Raw genomic sequence first — 15360 nt, forward strand, 5'->3', positions numbered from 1 at the left:
GCGCCCGCATTCCCGCCGCCGTTCATTGTGCGTTCAAGACATCAGGATTTCGCGACGACAACCGGAATTCCGCGCAGCGCCCCCGCCCCCTTGAACGTGTCAAGCGCACGCGTGACGGCCGCGCTGGTGGCCGCCTCGATCGCAAGCTGCGCGGCCAGTTCACGCTCCGCGCGCTTCACGCCCGCAACGTTCGCGAACTTCACGTGCCCGTAGCCGCGCGCCTTCGCATGCAGCTCGGCAAGCCGCACAACCGTGTCGGCCGTTTGCGGCGTAAATGCCGCGAGCGCCCGGCGCATCGTCGTCTCGTAATCGTCGGCGAGCGCGCGCTCCATCTTGCGCTCGACCGTGCGGCCGAACGGATCGAGCGGCGTGCCGCGCAGGCTGCGCATGCGCGCGAGCACGCCGAGCGCCGGCCACAGCCATTGGCCGAACGCCCGCTTGCGCGGCGCGCCGCCATCCTTGCCGGCCTTCGCGATCGCAGGTGGCGCGAGATGGAACTGCACACGAAAATCCTTGCCCGCCACACCTTCGAACTGCGCCTCGAGCGCCGCGCGGAATGCGCCGTCCGTGTAAAGCCGCGCCACCTCGTATTCGTCCTTTACCGCCAGCAGCCGATGGAATGTCGTCGCGACCGCACGGGCGACGCGTTCGTCGCCCGTCGCGCGCGCCGCCTCCACCAGCGCGCGATAACGCTCGGCATAGCGCGCGCCGCCATAGGCGGCCAGACGCTCGATGCGATCGGCGACGAGCGCATCGAGCGTGAGCGGCGGCAACGGCTCGTGCACCGGATGGCGGGCGTTCCACAATGCATCGAGGCCGGCCGCATCGCCCGCGGCCATCCGCCCGATCGAGAATGCGAGCTTATTCATCGGCACAGCCACGCCGTTCAATTCGATCGCGCGCATCATCGCGTCGAGCGACACCGGCACGTTGCCTTGCTGCCACGCAAAGCCGAGCATCAGCACGTTCGCGCCGACCGTATCGCCCAGGAATTTCGTCGCGAGCGCCTGCGCGTCACAGCTCGTCAGGAACGCATCGCCTGCCGCATCGCGCATTTTCTCCAGCAGCGCATCCGCATGCAGGTCCGCATCCGGATCGCGCACGAACGCCGCGTTTGGAATCGCATGCGTGTTGACGACGATCCGCGTGCGTGCGCGCCGCACCGTCTGCAACGCATCGGCGCTCGCGCCGACGACCATGTCGCACGCGAGCAGTACGTCGGCCTGCTGCGTATCGATGCGTGCCTGGTTGAGCCACACGGGCAACGACGCGATCCGCACGAACGACAGCACCGCGCCGCCCTTTTGCGCAAAGCCCATGAAATCGAGCACCGAGGCGCTTTTACCTTCGAGATGCGCGGCCATGCTGACGAGCGCGCCGATCGTCACGACGCCCGTGCCGCCGACGCCGGTGATCAGCAGATCGAACGGCGCGGCATCGAGATGCGTCGCCGGCCGCGGCAGCGCGTCGACGCGCGCGGCGAGCGCCGCTTCGTCGAACGCGGCGCCGGCCGCCTTCTTGAGCTGCGCATGCTCGACTGTCACGAAGCTCGGGCAAAAGCCGTTCACGCAGGAAAAGTCCTTGTTGCACGACGACTGATCGATACGCCGCTTGCGCCCGAGCGCGGTTTCCACCGGCTCGACCGACAGGCAGTTCGACTGCACGCCGCAATCGCCGCAGCCTTCGCAAACCGCCTCGTTGATGAAGAGCCGCCGGTCCGGATCGGGATATTCGCCCTTCTTGCGGCGGCGGCGCTTCTCGGCCGCGCAGGTCTGGTCGTAGATCAGCACGGTGACGCCCGGCGTGTCGCGCAGCATCCGCTGCACCGCATCCAGCTCGCTGCGATGATGAAACGTCGTGCCCGCCGGAAACTGCGCGTGATGCCCGTCGTACTTCTGCGGCTCGTCGGACACGACGACAAAGCGCGATACGCCCTCCGCCTCGACCTGCCGCGCGATCTGCGGCACCGAGATGCTGCCGTCGACGGGCTGCCCGCCCGTCATCGCGACCGCATCGTTATAGAGAATCTTGTAGGTGATGTTCGCGCGGGCGGCCACCGCCTGCCGAATCGCTAAGATGCCCGAATGAAAATACGTGCCGTCGCCCAGGTTCTGGAACACGTGACGCGTGTTCGTGAACATCGCGTGCGCGGCCCAGTCGACGCCTTCGCCGCCCATCTGAATGAGGCCCGTCGTGCCGCGCTCCATCCACGACGCCATGAAATGGCAGCCGATGCCGGCTTGCGCGACCGAGCCCTCCGGCACGCGCGTCGACGTGTTGTGCGGGCAGCCCGAACAGAAATACGGCGTGCGCCGCACCGCGTCGGCACGGTTCGACAGGATGCGCGGCGCAACGAGATCGACCACGCGCGCGCGCCTGTCGAGCGCGGGTTTGTGACGCGCGAGCCAGTCGGCGAACACCGGCAGAATCCGCGACGGCCGCAACTCGCCCAGCTCCGGCAGCAGCGGCGCGCCCGACGCATCGCGCTTGCCGAGCACCGCGGGCCGCGCCCCCGGCGCGCGGTTGTACAAATGCTCCTTGATTTGCTGCTCGACGACCGGCCCCTTCTCCTCGATCACGAGCACTTCAGCAAGGCCGTCGACGAACGCGTCGAGCCGCGTCGTCTCGAGCGGAAACGACAGGCCCACCTTATAGATCCGCACGCCGGCCGCGTCGAGATCGGCAACCGTCAGATCAAGCCGGCGCAGCGCCTCCATCAGATCCAGATGCGCCTTGCCGCAGGTGACGATGCCGACGTTCGCGTGCGCGCTCGCCGCGATCCATTTGTCGATGCTGTTCGCGCGCGCGAAGTGCCTGACCGCGTCGAGCTTCGCCGCCAGCCGCGCTTCGATCGCGAGGCTCGGCAGATCAGGCCAGCGGTTGTGCAGCCCGTCCGCGGGCAGCTCGTAATCCGCCGGCGCGGGCCAACGGGTGGCGAGCGCGTCGAGATCGACGCTCGAGGCCGACTCGACCGTCTCCGAGATCGCCTTGAAACCGACCCATGCGCCCGAGAAGCGCGACAGCGCATAGCCGTACAGGCCGAATTCGAGCATCTCGGCGATATTCGCCGGATTCACGATCGGCATATGCCACGCGATCATCGCGAAATCGCTCTGATGCGGCATCGACGACGACACGCAACCGTGATCGTCGCCCGCCACCACCAGCACGCCGCCGTGCGGCGACGCACCATACGCGTTGCCGTGCTTGAGCGCGTCGCCCGCGCGATCGACGCCGGGGCCCTTGCCATACCACATCGCGAACACGCCATCGACGGTGCGCTCGGGGTCCGCTTCGACCCGCTGCGTGCCGAGTACGGCCGTGCCGCCCAGCTCTTCGTTGATCGCCGGCAAAAAGCGCACGCCGCCCGCGTCGAGCAGCTTCTTCGCCTTCCACAGTTGCTGATCGACCATGCCGAGCGGCGAGCCGCGATAGCCGCTGACAAAGCCCGCGGTGTTCAGGCCCGCCTCGGCGTCGAGCGCGCGCTGCATCAGCAATATGCGCACGAGCGCCTGAGTGCCGGTCAAAAAGATGCGTCCGCGCGTGGCGCAAAGGTTATCGCTCAGGCGATAGTCGGCAAGTACAGGAGGGCTGCCGACAGGCAGGCGTGCGTTCATCGTTGTCTCCTCGGAATCCGTTTCCCCGGCGCTCGTGCGCGCCGGATCTGATGCGAGCGGCCGCGCACGCTGGCGGCGCGCGGCCTGATGAACGTATTCTTTTGCGCCAATAGAAGAATGTTTTTGCTCATCTCGCGAACAAATCGCGTTAAAGCAAAAATCTATTCTCGCTTTGCCGTTGTTTTGAGGAGAATCTCGCGAAACGTGCCGGTCACTGGTCAGATCGGCCGCACGACGTCGGGCGGCGGCGGCGAATCCGGCGTGAGCGGCTCGATTTCGTCGAAGTATGCGTAATCGATGTGAGTCATGCCGTCGACCACGCTCATGATGTCGACGTAGCGGTGGTGCCAGCGGATCGCGTCGTGCTCCCACGCATGGCGCGCCTGCATCATCTGCGCGGTGGTTTCGTCCGAGCCTTCGATCATCGCGAGGATCATCGCGCTGCCCGCCGCGAGCGATTCAGGCGTCTCGCCGAAAAGCGGGCTCGATTCGTCGATCACGTGCATCAGATTCCAGCCGAGCAGAAAGATCGGATGCTCGCTGCGCACGAGCTTCAGATCGTGGATCTTCATCAGCGTGTAGCCCTCGGGTGAACGCTCGCGCCGCATCAGCCTGAGCTTCGCGCGCGCCTCGGCAATCACGTTCTGCCGCGCGTTCGCCGCACGCACCATCAGCGTCAACTGGCCGTTGAGCGGGCGCACGACCGCCTGGCGCGCGAACAGGATCTTCGCGCGCGGCCGCGCGAAGCGCGCGAATACGAGGCCCGTGGCGAGCGCGATGCCGGACATCCCGGCAAAAATCTCGAGCGTCGCGACGCAATGCGCATAGACCGTTTGCGGATGCATGTCGCCGTAGCCGACTGTCGCGAGCGTCTCGACGCTGAAAAAGAATGCGCCGGCGAAGCCCGGCGGCGACTGGTTCGCGATCGGCGCATCGCCGAGCGAATAGAGCGTCGCGAAAATCGCGTTGTTCACCAGGAAAAGCGCCGCGAGCGCCGCAAAAAACGCAGGCCAGCTCACCTTGAGCGCCCAATAATAGAGATCGCGCCAGCCCTCGACCGGCATGCCGTGCGCGATCACATAGCGCGTGCCGGACCAAAGCCGGCGGCCGCCGCGGCGCGGCGCGCTTGCAGCCGCGCCGGCAGAACGATCGGAGGAGCGCGCGGAGGGGGAATCGGAATTCATCGCAATCTCGCCGAGTGGGGTGCGGCGAGCGTAGCACGCGCAGCTTCCGATTCCTTTGCGGCGACGCCGCGCTCGGGCGGCGGTCGACATGCCGCCCGAGCGCGTGACGCGCGCCGCCTATTTCCGGTCGACGACGATCCTGTCGAACGTGCCGCCGTCGGCGAAATGCGTCTTCTGCGCGTTCGCCCAACTGCCGAAGACCTGCTCGACGCTGAACGTCTTCAGCGGCTTGAATTCGCCCGCATGCTGCTTGAGCACGTCCGGATCGCGCGGGCGCAAATGGTGTCGCGCGATGATCTGCTGCGCGTCGGGCGAATACAGATAGTCGAGATAGGCCTGTGCCACCTTGCGCGTGCCCTTCTTGTCGACGACCTTGTCGACGAGCGCAACCGGCGGCTCCGCCAAAATGCTCGCCGACGGATAAACCGCATCGAAGCTCGCGCCCGCCGCGCCTGTATCGATCAGCGCGACTTCGTTTTCGAACGTGACGAGCACGTCGCCGATCCCGCGTTGCGTAAACGTCGTCGTCGCGCCGCGGCCGCCGGAATCGAGCACGGGCACGTTACGGAAGATCGCCTTCTCGAAGTCGAGCGCTTGCTGATCGGTTGCGCCCTTGAGCTTTTGATAGCCCCATGCGGCGAGATACGCGTAGCGGCCGTTGCCCGACGTCTTCGGATTGGCGATCACCACCTGCACGCCGGGCCGCGCGAGGTCGCTCCAGTCGTTGATCCGCTTCGGATTGCCGTGACGCACGAGGAACACCATCGTCGTCGAGTACGGCGAGCTGTTGTGCGGCAGGCGCGCGCGCCAGTCCTTCGGCAGCAATTGGCCGCGCTCGGCGAGCAGATCGATGTCGTTCGGCTGGTTCATCGTCACGACATCGGCCTGCAAGCCCTGCAATACCGACAGCGCCTGCGCGCTCGACGCGCCATGAGACTGCTTGACCGACACCGTCTCGCCCGTCTTCTGCTTATACACGGCGACAAAGCTCGCATCGATGTCCTTGTACAGTTCGCGCGTGACGTCATACGAGACGTTGAGCAGCGACGTATCGGCATGCGCGGCGCAGGTGGCGAATGCCGCCGACGCGAACACGGAAATCGCGAGCCAGTGGCGGGTTTTCTTCTGCTTTCTCTTTTGATTTTGAGTTTGAGTTTGAGTTTGATATTCCATCGACGGTGCTCCGCTGGTGCTGGTGGTCATGACATGCTGGCGACCAACGATTGTAATGGCTGATGCGCCGGCGGCGCGTTGCGGCCGGCGATCGACGCACGCCGCTCGCGCCGGGCTCGCGAACGCGCCACGCTCGCGCAACGCGCGACGTGTTCGCCCGTTCGTCGAACCGGCGGGCAACCGACGCGCCGGCATCGCGATGTTGCATCACAAAACGCCGCACGACACGATTCGGCGCGACATACTCCGCCTATTGCAACCCGCGCCATCGCGACGGCACCTTATCGCGCGCCGTCGATCCCTCACACGAAAATCGCCATAACCGGATTTGCACGGACAATAAACAAACGGTAATCCAAAAAAATGATCGGCCAATACCGTCTGCGCACGCTTCCCGATTACCTTTCAGTCGACAAACAAATCCATATTCTCGAATTCCGGATTCACAAAGAAATATGCCCCCCGTTCTGGTCAGCAATTGCACCGGACAGGGGAAAGCCGTGAATTTAAGCGGAAAATGCAAAGCACCGGACGCTCGGGAAAACACTGTGTTGCGCACGGCCGCGACGCTCGCGCACTCGCCGGTCTTCCGCGGCATGCCCGACGCGTTCATTGCGCGCGTCGCGCAACACGCGATCGAACGGCATCTGCGTGACGCGGACATCCTGTACCGGAAGAACGATCCCGACGATTTCATCGCGATCGTCGTGATCGGCAAAATCTATTCGACGCTCTACGGCCCCGACGGACGCGAGCTGATCATCGGCGACGCGGGGCCAGGCGAGCTTGTCGGCGAAACCGCGCTTGCCGATCCGCGCGGCCGGCTCGCCACGGCGTTCGCGTGCGGCCCCACGATCCTGCTGATGGTGGCCCGCGCGCATTTCGATATCCTGCTCGGCGAGCCGCGCTTCGTCGCCCGCATCGTCACGCAGCTCTGCTCGCGCGTGCGCGATACGGCCGATTTCGTCGAATCCGCCTGCCTGCATCGCCTCGAGGCGCGGCTTGCGCGCCACTTCATCCCGTTGATCGACGAACAGGGGCTCAGTGAAAGCGGCGGCATCCGCGTGCCGTTTCCGCGCAACCAAAGTCTGCTCGCGGCAATGGTCAATGCGAGCCGGCCGAAAATCAACGCGGTATTACAGCAATGGCGACGCACGGGATTAGTGAAATGGACCAATAACAGTCTTCTTATTACAGATCTCGAAAAATTCAAGCGCAAAGCCTATGCCGATTCCTAAACGGCGTGCGCAAACCGTATTTCACTGATTGTTCCCGCGGGAACAGCATCCGTATTTCGCGCTGTCCAGAATGTGCTTCAGATAAATCAAAACGCAAACGGGGGCCGAACATGGAGCAGCAATGCGCAATCGCGGCAAATACCACGCCTGCCGCATCGATCGAAGCGCGTTTCGCCGAAGCCTGGGACAAAGTACGGCCGAATCTATGGCAGCGCGCGCGCCGGCTGTCGCGCGGCGATCGCGACAAAGCCGACGAGCTGCTCGCGATCACCGCGCTGAAGGTGTTCGTCTACATGCGCAACGCACCGCAGCGCATTCGCGAGCCCGAAGGCTTCATGTTCATGGTGCTCAACCACGTGTTTCTCGATACCGTGCGGCGCGGCGCTCGCGACCGGCAGATCTTCGACTACTCGACCGACAGCCATTCGCTCGACGCGCGCACGGTCGCAAGCGACGATTCGTCCATCCAGCGCCGCTTCGAGATCGCGCAAATGCTGTCGATGATCGAGCGTGCGGTGGACCGCCTGCCCGCGCCGGAGCAGGCGCTGTTTCGCATGAAGTTCCAGCAGGATCTGCCGTATCCGGTCATCGCGGCGGAGTTCGGCATCAACGAAGCGCTCGCGCGCAAACGGATCGAAACGATCCGCCGCAAGCTGCGCAAGCTGGTCGATGTGAATTGACGCGCAAAGCCGCCTCACAAGCGGCGCGCGCGCGCGTTCTTCACGAGAGCCTGGCCATGCGCGCCAGGCGACTCCCGCGCCGCGCGCGGCGCCCCCTCACATCGCAAGGAGCCTCTCATGCGTCCCGGAGACATCGTATTAAGCGTCGCAAGACAAGACGACCCCGTCGGCACCAAGCTGCCGCGCGTGCTGATCAGGGCAGGCCAATGGCTCAAGGCCAGCTTCTTCGGCAAAGCCGATCCCGAGGTGCCGATCGTGCATGCGGCGATCGCGATCGGCGACGATCGCGTCATCGAAAGCGTCGGCGAAGGGATCGTCGAGACCAACCTGAACGACGATCCGCAGCGCAGCGCGCTGATCTACTCGTGCTTCGGCGATCGCCTTGCCGAAGCGGCCGTCATCGCCGCGCAGCAGTTCTACGACAACGGCGCGGTCGCGTCGATCCCCGCGCGCTACAGCAAGTGGGCGGCGATGCTGTCGATCTTCAGGAACAGCAGCTACGGCGCCGATCTGAGCGAACGCATCAACGAGTCGGTCGATATCGGCAGCGCGTCGTTCTGCTCGCAGTTCGTCGCGAATTGCTATGAAGTCGGCAATTTGTATATGAGCGCGAACCTGTTGCCGCCTCCGCCGCCGGTGTTTCAACTCCGGCCTTCCGCGATGACGCCCTACGATCTCGCGCTGCAATGCGAAAGCGATGGCCGCTTCGCGTTGACGGGCTTCTGGGACGAAGGCACGCAGGTCAACTTCGCGTCGTGAACGCGTGAAGCAAGCGCCGGTGCACGGATCGCGCGCCGGTGATGTCAGCTTTCATCCAAAGGAGCCGTCATGGCCGAGGGCACTCAAGTCAACACGCAGATCACGGATGCGGTCACGCAAACCAACGTCAAGGTCGTGGCCGAAGCGCCCGCCCAGGCAATCGCATCGCTCTACCAGGTCGCCAGTCACGCGGCCGGCCTGTCGCTACAGAACGCCGTGCAGAGCCAGCAGGCGCTCAATCAGGTGTCGACCGCCGTGGTGTCGAAAGCAGTCGCGCTGATCATGGCGATCGGTGTCTCGTCGACATGATGCTCATCCGAAGGAGCGCTCGATCATGGGAGCATTCTGGAACACACTGAAAAGCCGATTGGCCCCGCCCACCAAGCCGCAGCACGATGACGCAGATACGGGCGGCGCACCAACGCGAGCCGGCGAGCCGCTTGCATCCGGGCACGCGGCGGGCACGCAACCGGCAGCGGCAGCGCAGGCGGCCGGCGCGGCGCAGCCAAGCGCGACAGCGGCGCCGGCCACCGACGCCACAGCGGCTGGTGCGCAAACAGCGGCGCCGGCACCGGCATCCGCCTCCGCAGCGGCAGCGCCCGCCGATTCGACACCGCACGCCGGAGTTGCACAGACGGCGCAGCATACGGCGGAGGGGCCAGCCGCCGATGCATCATCCTCCGCCACAGGCACGCGATCCGGCGGCGAAGCGGTCAGCGCCAGCGTAACCGAATCGCCTGCGCGACCCGGCACATCCGCCCCGGCCGCGGCCCCCGACGCCGGGCCGGACAACGCATCAGCCGGCACGCCGGCGGCCTCCACCGGAACGCCCGCCTCCCCCCGTCCCACCTCTTCTGCGTCGCGGCCGCCTTTGCCCGGCGCTGCCGCATCATCCGAGGCAGCATCCGGAGCAGCCGCTCCTGGCGCGACTGCGAATGCCGGCCCGCCCCCCGCCACGCAGGCACTGAATCAGCAGATCGTGCAGGCCGTCGAGTTCACCAACGCGGCGAGCGCGTCCTACGCGGCATCCCAGATCGCCACCGCGCCGAACATGATGATCTCGCAGGCATCGGGGCTCGTCGCGCAGTCCGCCGCGAACTACTTCGACGCCATCAGCAAGATCGCGTTGGCAAGCCAGGGCGTGCTGATGAAAGAGATGGTCGAGAACATCGGCAAGGGCATGCCGGCGAAGGCGGCCGAGGACGCAGTAGGCGCGCTTGTCGCCGACTTGCTGGTGGGCGCGGCGGCGGCGGTCGCTGCAGCCGCTGGCGCGATCGAAGCCGACGCCGCGAGCTTCGCGCTGGATCGAATCGACAAGAGCCTTTCGTCCTACACCGATCTATTCGCGAACCGCAAGTAAGCGGCCGTCGCGTGCAGGTGCAATGCGAGGGCATCAACGTCGACAAATGTGCCCCGGCCTGCGTGCTTGCCCGCGCCGTCACGCAACGCCCCTGGCCGCGCCCGCCGCCGCAAGCGCGCACGCGACGCAGCCCGCGCCTCGCGCGGGCCGCCCTCTGCGAGCCGGCATTGCCGGGCCCAATCCGTTTGCAAGGAGAATCATCATGAGCGACGTCCAATCCGGGTTCGACGATTTCAAGCAAGCCGTCGAAAGCTTCATCGGCTCCGAAGTCAGAGCGCAAACCGTGCCGCTGCTGCGCCTGATCTATCGGCAGTTGAAACAGACACCGCCTGCGGCCAGCACACCGCGCCCGGGGCGCACCGCGCTTGCGCTTGCACGGCTCGCCGCCGATGCGGCGATCGACGAAGGCTTGCATCTCACCGAAGCGACGATCAACGAGTTGCTGCAATCGCTGCCTCAAGTACCGGCCGTACCCGCGCCACAGCCGGTTTCCGGGCGCGCATCGAGCACGCCGGAACCATCGCCATCGCCATCGCCATCGTCTGCGTCTGCGTCTGCGTCTGCGTCTGCGTCTGCGCCTGCGCCTGCGCCTGCGCCTGCGCCTGCGCCTGCGCCTGCGCCATCGTCCGCGCCCAGCGATGCGCCGTCACCGATATCGCATCAAGCCCCGTTGCCTGCATCCGCGCCCGTCCCTGCCATTACCGCCGCGGCGGCGGCCGCCCCCGCCGCAATCGCCCCCACGCCAGCCGCAACGCCGCCCGCGAGCCCCGCTGCGCCCGCCGCCGGCGAACCGCCGGCCGCCGTGCCGGCACCGCCCAACACGGCACACCCCAAGCCGATCGCGGATGCGCTGCAATCGGTCACGTCGCTCGCCGAGTTGCGCACGGCGCTGCAACGCTTCGCCGCGCAAGCGGATATGCGGCCCGCTGAAGCGCAACTGGCGCGCGCAGCCGATTACGTGATCGAGCTGATTCAGCGCGACATCGCCACGCGCACGGACGCCCGCGCATACGCGCCGGCATCCTGATGATTCGTACTGCCAAACAATCGGACGCCGCGCTCACATTCCGCGCGCCTCAACGTTCTTTCCTGCGCACGGCATTTTCCGTGCATGACATGATAGGAGCCACACCATGACTTTTCCGACCACCGTCAACGACCAAATCACCGACGCCGTCACGCAGTCGAACGTCAAAGTCGTCGCGGAAAGCCCCGCGATGGCCTTGGGTTCGATCTACCAGACGATGGCGCACTCCACCGGCATCCTGTTCCAGAACGCCGTGTCCGCGCAGCAGCAGCAGAACACGCTCGCGCAGGCGGCCGCCAACATGGGCTTGATGCAGATCTACAGCGTCGACACCACCGCCGGCGCGGCGGCCACCGAGAAGGTCGCGCAAGGCGGCATCGCCGACAACCTCACGAGCCTGTTGACCGTGCTGCAATCGTTCCGCTCGCCGCCGCAATGACGCCGCCGGGCGTCGCCGCATGAGCCGGCGCCGGGCTGACCGTCAGCGCGCCGCGCCGCTTCCATTCCCGCTACGACTCAACTTCTAGGAATCAGCCATGACCACTCCGACCGCAGTCAATTCGCAAATCACCGATGCCGTCACGCAATCGAACGTCAAGGTTTTGGGAGAAAGCCCCGCAACGGCGCTGGGCACGATCTACCAGACGATGGCGCATTCCACCGGCATTCTGTTCCAGAACGCCGTGTCCGCGCAGCAACAGCAGAACACTGCGGCGCAGGCAGCCACCAACATGGGCGTGATGCAGATCTACAGCGTCGACACCACTGCCGGCGCGGCAGCTACCGAGAAGATCGCGCAAGGCGGCATCGCCGACAACCTCACGAGCCTGCTGACCGTGCTGCAAGCGTTCCGCTCGCAACCGCAATAACCGCGCTCGCGAACCGGATACGGCCGCCCCGCGCCCGCGAATCGACGCGCCGCCGCACGCCGATTCGTCTTGGCGCGGGCCGCCCGGCCGCCGCGCCCCGGACAGATCAAAGGACATGCCATGCCAAACGGATTCGACACCGTGCAAAACTGCGCGGCCAACGCGAACGCGATCCGCAACGCGCAATACGACTTCGTTGCCCGCTATCTGAGCATCGATCTCTACGACGATCCCCCTCATCCCAAGGTGATCGGCCGCGACGAGGCCAACGCGATCTGGAACGCCGGCCTGAAGCTCGTGCTCGTCTACGAGGACGCCCCGTCGTCCTGCGATTACTTCAGCGCGCTGCGAGGCTACATCGACGGTTTGCGCGCCGCGACCCAAGCAGGCGATCTCGGCGCGCGAAACGGCGGCTTGTATTTCACGGTCGACTACGACGCGCCAGCCGCCGACATCGACGGATGCATCACCTCATATTTCCACGGCGTCGCAAGCGGTGTCGCGGCAGCCGGCAACGGCAACCGCCGATACGGCATCGGCGTGTACGGATCGGGCAGCACGTGCCGGGCGATGCAGCAGGCAGGCCTCGTCCAGTACACGTGGCTTGCGAACTCGGCCGGATGGTCCGGCTATGATCCGTCGCGGCCGTGGTCGATCGTGCAGCAGGCGCAAACGACGATTTCGCTCGATTGCGGAACAATGCACGTCGACCCTGATACGGCAAGCGCGAACTTCGGCGCGTTCGTGCCGCCGGCCGCCGGCTGAGCGGCGCGCCCGAAGAGCGCCCACTTGCGCGGCAGCCGGTGCGCATCGGCGTCAATGACAGCCATTCGTCAGACATGGAAAGAAAATCGTCATCACATTGGCGTAGCAAACAGGTCACGCAATCGACGCATCATTTCGTCATACTTCGCAGCATGCCCAATTCGCGTTCCTCCCGGAGCCTGCCGATGCGCCACCGTTCAGCCATGCTCGGCGCCGTCGTCTGCGCCGCGTCGCTCGTGGCGGCCTGCAGCGACGACGCGTCCGAAGCATCGCGCGCGCAGACCAATGCCGCCGCGCAGCAACCGCCGTTCGCCAGGAACGGCGCCGATGCGTTCAACGGCGGCGCGCCAGCCGGCGGCAACGCCGCCGCGAGCGCGCCGCTCGCGCCGCCCGTGATCCACTACCCGCCCGAAGACGCCGACGAAGACGCATCCGGCGCGAAGGCAGCGCTCGTGCATGCCGCATCGAGCCCAGGTTGAACGCGCGGCATCGCCGCGCGCCCTCTTCCCCGCAGAACCCAAGGTGAACAGATGACATCAGAAAGCCGCCGCCGTTTCCTGCAGACCGTCGCGCAATCCACGAGCGCCGCCGCCGCGCTCACCGTCTTGCCCGAATCGATTCGCCGTGCGCTCGCGATCCCCGCCGCATCGCGCACCGGCACCATCCGGGACGTCGAGCACATTGTCGTGTTCATGCAGGAAAACCGCTCGTTCGATCATTATTTCGGACACCTGCGCGGCGTGCGCGGTTACAACGACCGCTTCCCGATCCCGCTGCCCAACGGCAAGCCGGTCTGGTACCAGCCGTCGAAAGCCGACCCCGGCAAGCCCGTGTTGCCGTTTCGGCTCAATACGCTGACCACGAGCGCGCAATGCATCGGCGATCTCGATCACTCGTGGTACAAAACGCACGCGGCGATCGACGGCGGCCGCTACGACCAGTGGCCCGCGAACAAGACCGACATGACGATGGGCTATCACGTGCGCGAGGACATCCCGTTCCACTATGCGCTCGCCGACGCGTTCACCGTCTGCGACCACTATTTCTGTTCGCTGCCCGGCCCGACGCATCCGAACCGCTCGTATCTGATGACCGGCACGGTCGATCCGACGGGCAAGTTCGGCGGCCCGCTGCTCGACAACAACGACTACGTGGACGGCGACGTGCCGCCGCAATATCAACTGCTGTCGTGGACGACCTACCCGGAGCGCCTCGAGGCCGCGGGCATTTCGTGGCAGATCTATCAACAGGGCACGACCTGGGTCGATCCGCTGAACGGCAACTACGGGACGAACATCCTGCAAAACTTCGCGAACTTCATCGATGCGAAGCCGGGCTCGTCGCTTTATCAACGCGCGCAAACGGTGCGCACGCTCGACGATCTGAAAGCCGACGTGCTCGCGAACAAGCTGCCGCAGGTGTCGTGGCTGCTGCCGCCCGCCGCGTTCTCCGAACATCCGAAGTACACCCCCGCGTATGGCGCGAACTACACGTCGCACATTCTCGATGCGCTGACCGCGAACCCCGACGTGTGGCGCAAAACCGTGCTCTTCATCATGTACGACGAGAACGACGGCTTCTTCGACCACATCGTGCCGCCGCAACCGCCGACGACGCGCGCGCAGGGCTTGTCCACCGTCACCGTCGACGGCGAGATCCATAACGTCGTGAACCCCGGACGCGGCGGCCAATACACGGCCGACGGCCTGCCTTACGGCCTGGGCCCGCGCGTGCCGATGACCATCGTTTCGCCGTGGACGAAGGGCGGTTTCGTGTGCTCGGAAGTCTTCGACCATACGTCGGTGATCCGCTTCATCGCCGCGCGCTTCGGCATCAACGAGCCGAACATCACGCCGTGGCGCCGCACCGTGTGCGGCGATCTGACGTCGGCATTCGATTTCCGCACGCCGGATGCGACACTGCCGCCGCTGCCCGACACCAGCAACTATCGATCGATCGCCGACCAACTCTGCTCGACCAAGCCCGCGCCGAGCGTGCCCGCCGCGCCGAGCCCGGTCGATCCGCAGGAGCCGGGCGTGCGTCCGGCGCGCGCACTGCCCTACGAACTGCATGTGAACGCGCGCGTGCGGGGCGGCACGACGCTGCGCATCGAATTCGCGAACCGCGGCAAACAGGGAGCGCACTTCTACGTGTACGCGACGAACCGCGGCGATGGCCCGTGGCGCTATACGGTCGGCGCACACGCCACGTTGCACGACGAGTTCGATCTGTCGGCGACGAACGGCGCGTATGCGTTCACCGTATACGGCCCGAACGGCTTCGTGCGCACGTTCGCCGGCACTGCCGCGCCCGACGGGCACGGCCCGCACGCGGCCGCCCATCCGGAAGTGCAGGCGGGCTACGACGTCGCGAACGGTAACCTGTATTTGAAGCTCAAGAATCACGGCGGACAGAGCATCAAGCTGAGCCTGTCGGACAACGCATACGGCGCGCCTGCGCGCCAGCTGACACTGCGCGGCGGCGACGAGCGCATCGAGCAGTGGCCGCTTGCATCGAGCCATCACTGGTATGACGTGACAGTGTCGGACGGCGCAACGGGCAAGTTCGTGCGCCGCTTCGCAGGCCATATCGAAACCGGCAAGCCGAGCTATTCCGATCCGGCGGCGCTCGCGCCCGTTACGGCTTGATCAGCCTCCGGGCGGCGCGCGCAACCGCAGCCGCTCAGGC

13 protein-coding genes and 1 pseudogene are annotated in these 15360 nt (G+C 65.9%); 11 read left to right on the plus strand and 3 right to left on the minus strand.

All coding sequences use genetic code 11. The features are described from left to right. Window positions 1-41: 41 nt before the first annotated feature. From AQ611_RS00175 to AQ611_RS00185, 3 genes and pseudogenes are all read right to left on the minus strand, one after another. Window positions 42-3617 carry an indolepyruvate ferredoxin oxidoreductase family protein gene (locus AQ611_RS00175; RefSeq protein ID WP_069233420.1) on the minus strand — a complete coding sequence of 1192 codons (3576 nt, stop codon included), beginning with the start codon at window positions 3615-3617 and terminating at the stop codon, window positions 42-44. 218 nt (window positions 3618-3835) lie between these two features. Continuing rightward, a complete protein-coding gene (locus AQ611_RS00180; protein ID WP_069233421.1) occupies window positions 3836-4801 on the minus strand; it encodes an ion channel in 966 nt (321 codons plus the stop codon). Window positions 4802-4918: 117 nt separating this feature from the next. Further along, window positions 4919-5875: pseudogene (locus AQ611_RS00185) on the minus strand (sulfate ABC transporter substrate-binding protein); the annotation flags it as partial. 647 nt (window positions 5876-6522) lie between these two features. On the opposite strand from AQ611_RS00185, the gene AQ611_RS00190 reads away from it, so the two are divergent. The 11 genes from AQ611_RS00190 to AQ611_RS00245 all read left to right on the plus strand — a co-directional run bounded on the left by AQ611_RS00190 (window position 6523) and on the right by AQ611_RS00245 (window position 15320). Then, the gene (locus AQ611_RS00190; protein ID WP_069233422.1) at window positions 6523-7212 is read left to right on the plus strand and encodes a Crp/Fnr family transcriptional regulator; all 690 of its coding nucleotides are present in this window, start codon (window positions 6523-6525) and stop codon (window positions 7210-7212) included. A gap of 110 nt (window positions 7213-7322) precedes the next feature. After that, window positions 7323-7892 (plus strand): RNA polymerase sigma factor, encoded by a 570-nt coding sequence (locus AQ611_RS00195; RefSeq protein WP_069233423.1) that lies wholly within the window; start codon window positions 7323-7325, stop codon window positions 7890-7892. Between the two features lie 117 nt (window positions 7893-8009). Further along, entirely contained in the window at window positions 8010-8651 is a 642-nt protein-coding gene (locus tag AQ611_RS00200) for a hypothetical protein (RefSeq protein WP_069233424.1), read from the plus strand. A 69-nt stretch (window positions 8652-8720) separates the two neighbouring features. Beyond that, entirely contained in the window at window positions 8721-8960 is a 240-nt protein-coding gene (locus tag AQ611_RS00205; RefSeq protein WP_059517522.1) for a RebB family R body protein, read from the plus strand. A gap of 670 nt (window positions 8961-9630) precedes the next feature. Continuing rightward, the gene (locus AQ611_RS00215; protein ID WP_231935874.1) at window positions 9631-10011 is read left to right on the plus strand and encodes a hypothetical protein; all 381 of its coding nucleotides are present in this window, start codon (window positions 9631-9633) and stop codon (window positions 10009-10011) included. 202 nt (window positions 10012-10213) lie between these two features. After that, window positions 10214-11038, plus strand: coding sequence for a hypothetical protein (locus AQ611_RS25265; RefSeq protein ID WP_069233426.1), 825 nt, complete (start codon window positions 10214-10216; stop codon window positions 11036-11038). A gap of 106 nt (window positions 11039-11144) precedes the next feature. After that, window positions 11145-11477 carry a RebB family R body protein gene (locus AQ611_RS00225; protein ID WP_059517518.1) on the plus strand — a complete coding sequence of 111 codons (333 nt, stop codon included), beginning with the start codon at window positions 11145-11147 and terminating at the stop codon, window positions 11475-11477. 97 nt (window positions 11478-11574) lie between these two features. Continuing rightward, window positions 11575-11907, plus strand: a complete 333-nt coding sequence (locus tag AQ611_RS00230) for a RebB family R body protein (RefSeq protein WP_059517516.1) — start codon at window positions 11575-11577, stop codon at window positions 11905-11907. 120 nt (window positions 11908-12027) lie between these two features. Beyond that, window positions 12028-12672 (plus strand): glycoside hydrolase domain-containing protein, encoded by a 645-nt coding sequence (locus AQ611_RS00235; protein ID WP_069233427.1) that lies wholly within the window; start codon window positions 12028-12030, stop codon window positions 12670-12672. 185 nt (window positions 12673-12857) lie between these two features. Then, the gene (locus tag AQ611_RS00240; RefSeq protein ID WP_069233428.1) at window positions 12858-13151 is read left to right on the plus strand and encodes a hypothetical protein; all 294 of its coding nucleotides are present in this window, start codon (window positions 12858-12860) and stop codon (window positions 13149-13151) included. Between the two features lie 51 nt (window positions 13152-13202). Beyond that, complete coding sequence (locus tag AQ611_RS00245; RefSeq protein WP_069233429.1) at window positions 13203-15320, plus strand: phosphocholine-specific phospholipase C; 2118 nt, start codon at window positions 13203-13205, stop codon at window positions 15318-15320. The last annotated feature ends 40 nt before the right edge of the window (window positions 15321-15360 follow it).

Origin of the sequence: Burkholderia singularis, assembly GCF_001718875.1 — a bacterium.
Classification (GTDB): domain Bacteria; phylum Pseudomonadota; class Gammaproteobacteria; order Burkholderiales; family Burkholderiaceae; genus Burkholderia; species Burkholderia singularis.

Bases quoted from the DNA above. Each gene is read 5' to 3' on its own strand.
- AQ611_RS00175 (WP_069233420.1), bottom strand. From the start codon at position 3,617: ATGAACGCACGCCTGCCTGTCGGCAGCCCTCCTGTACTTGCCGACTAT.
- AQ611_RS00180 (WP_069233421.1), bottom strand. From the start codon at position 4,801: ATGAATTCCGATTCCCCCTCCGCGCGCTCCTCCGATCGTTCTGCCGGC.
- AQ611_RS00195 (WP_069233423.1), top strand. From the start codon at position 7,323: ATGGAGCAGCAATGCGCAATCGCGGCAAATACCACGCCTGCCGCATCG.
- AQ611_RS00200 (WP_069233424.1), top strand. From the start codon at position 8,010: ATGCGTCCCGGAGACATCGTATTAAGCGTCGCAAGACAAGACGACCCC.
- AQ611_RS00205 (WP_059517522.1), top strand. From the start codon at position 8,721: ATGGCCGAGGGCACTCAAGTCAACACGCAGATCACGGATGCGGTCACG.
- AQ611_RS25265 (WP_069233426.1), top strand. From the start codon at position 10,214: ATGAGCGACGTCCAATCCGGGTTCGACGATTTCAAGCAAGCCGTCGAA.
- AQ611_RS00225 (WP_059517518.1), top strand. From the start codon at position 11,145: ATGACTTTTCCGACCACCGTCAACGACCAAATCACCGACGCCGTCACG.
- AQ611_RS00230 (WP_059517516.1), top strand. From the start codon at position 11,575: ATGACCACTCCGACCGCAGTCAATTCGCAAATCACCGATGCCGTCACG.
- AQ611_RS00235 (WP_069233427.1), top strand. From the start codon at position 12,028: ATGCCAAACGGATTCGACACCGTGCAAAACTGCGCGGCCAACGCGAAC.
- AQ611_RS00240 (WP_069233428.1), top strand. From the start codon at position 12,858: ATGCGCCACCGTTCAGCCATGCTCGGCGCCGTCGTCTGCGCCGCGTCG.
- AQ611_RS00245 (WP_069233429.1), top strand. From the start codon at position 13,203: ATGACATCAGAAAGCCGCCGCCGTTTCCTGCAGACCGTCGCGCAATCC.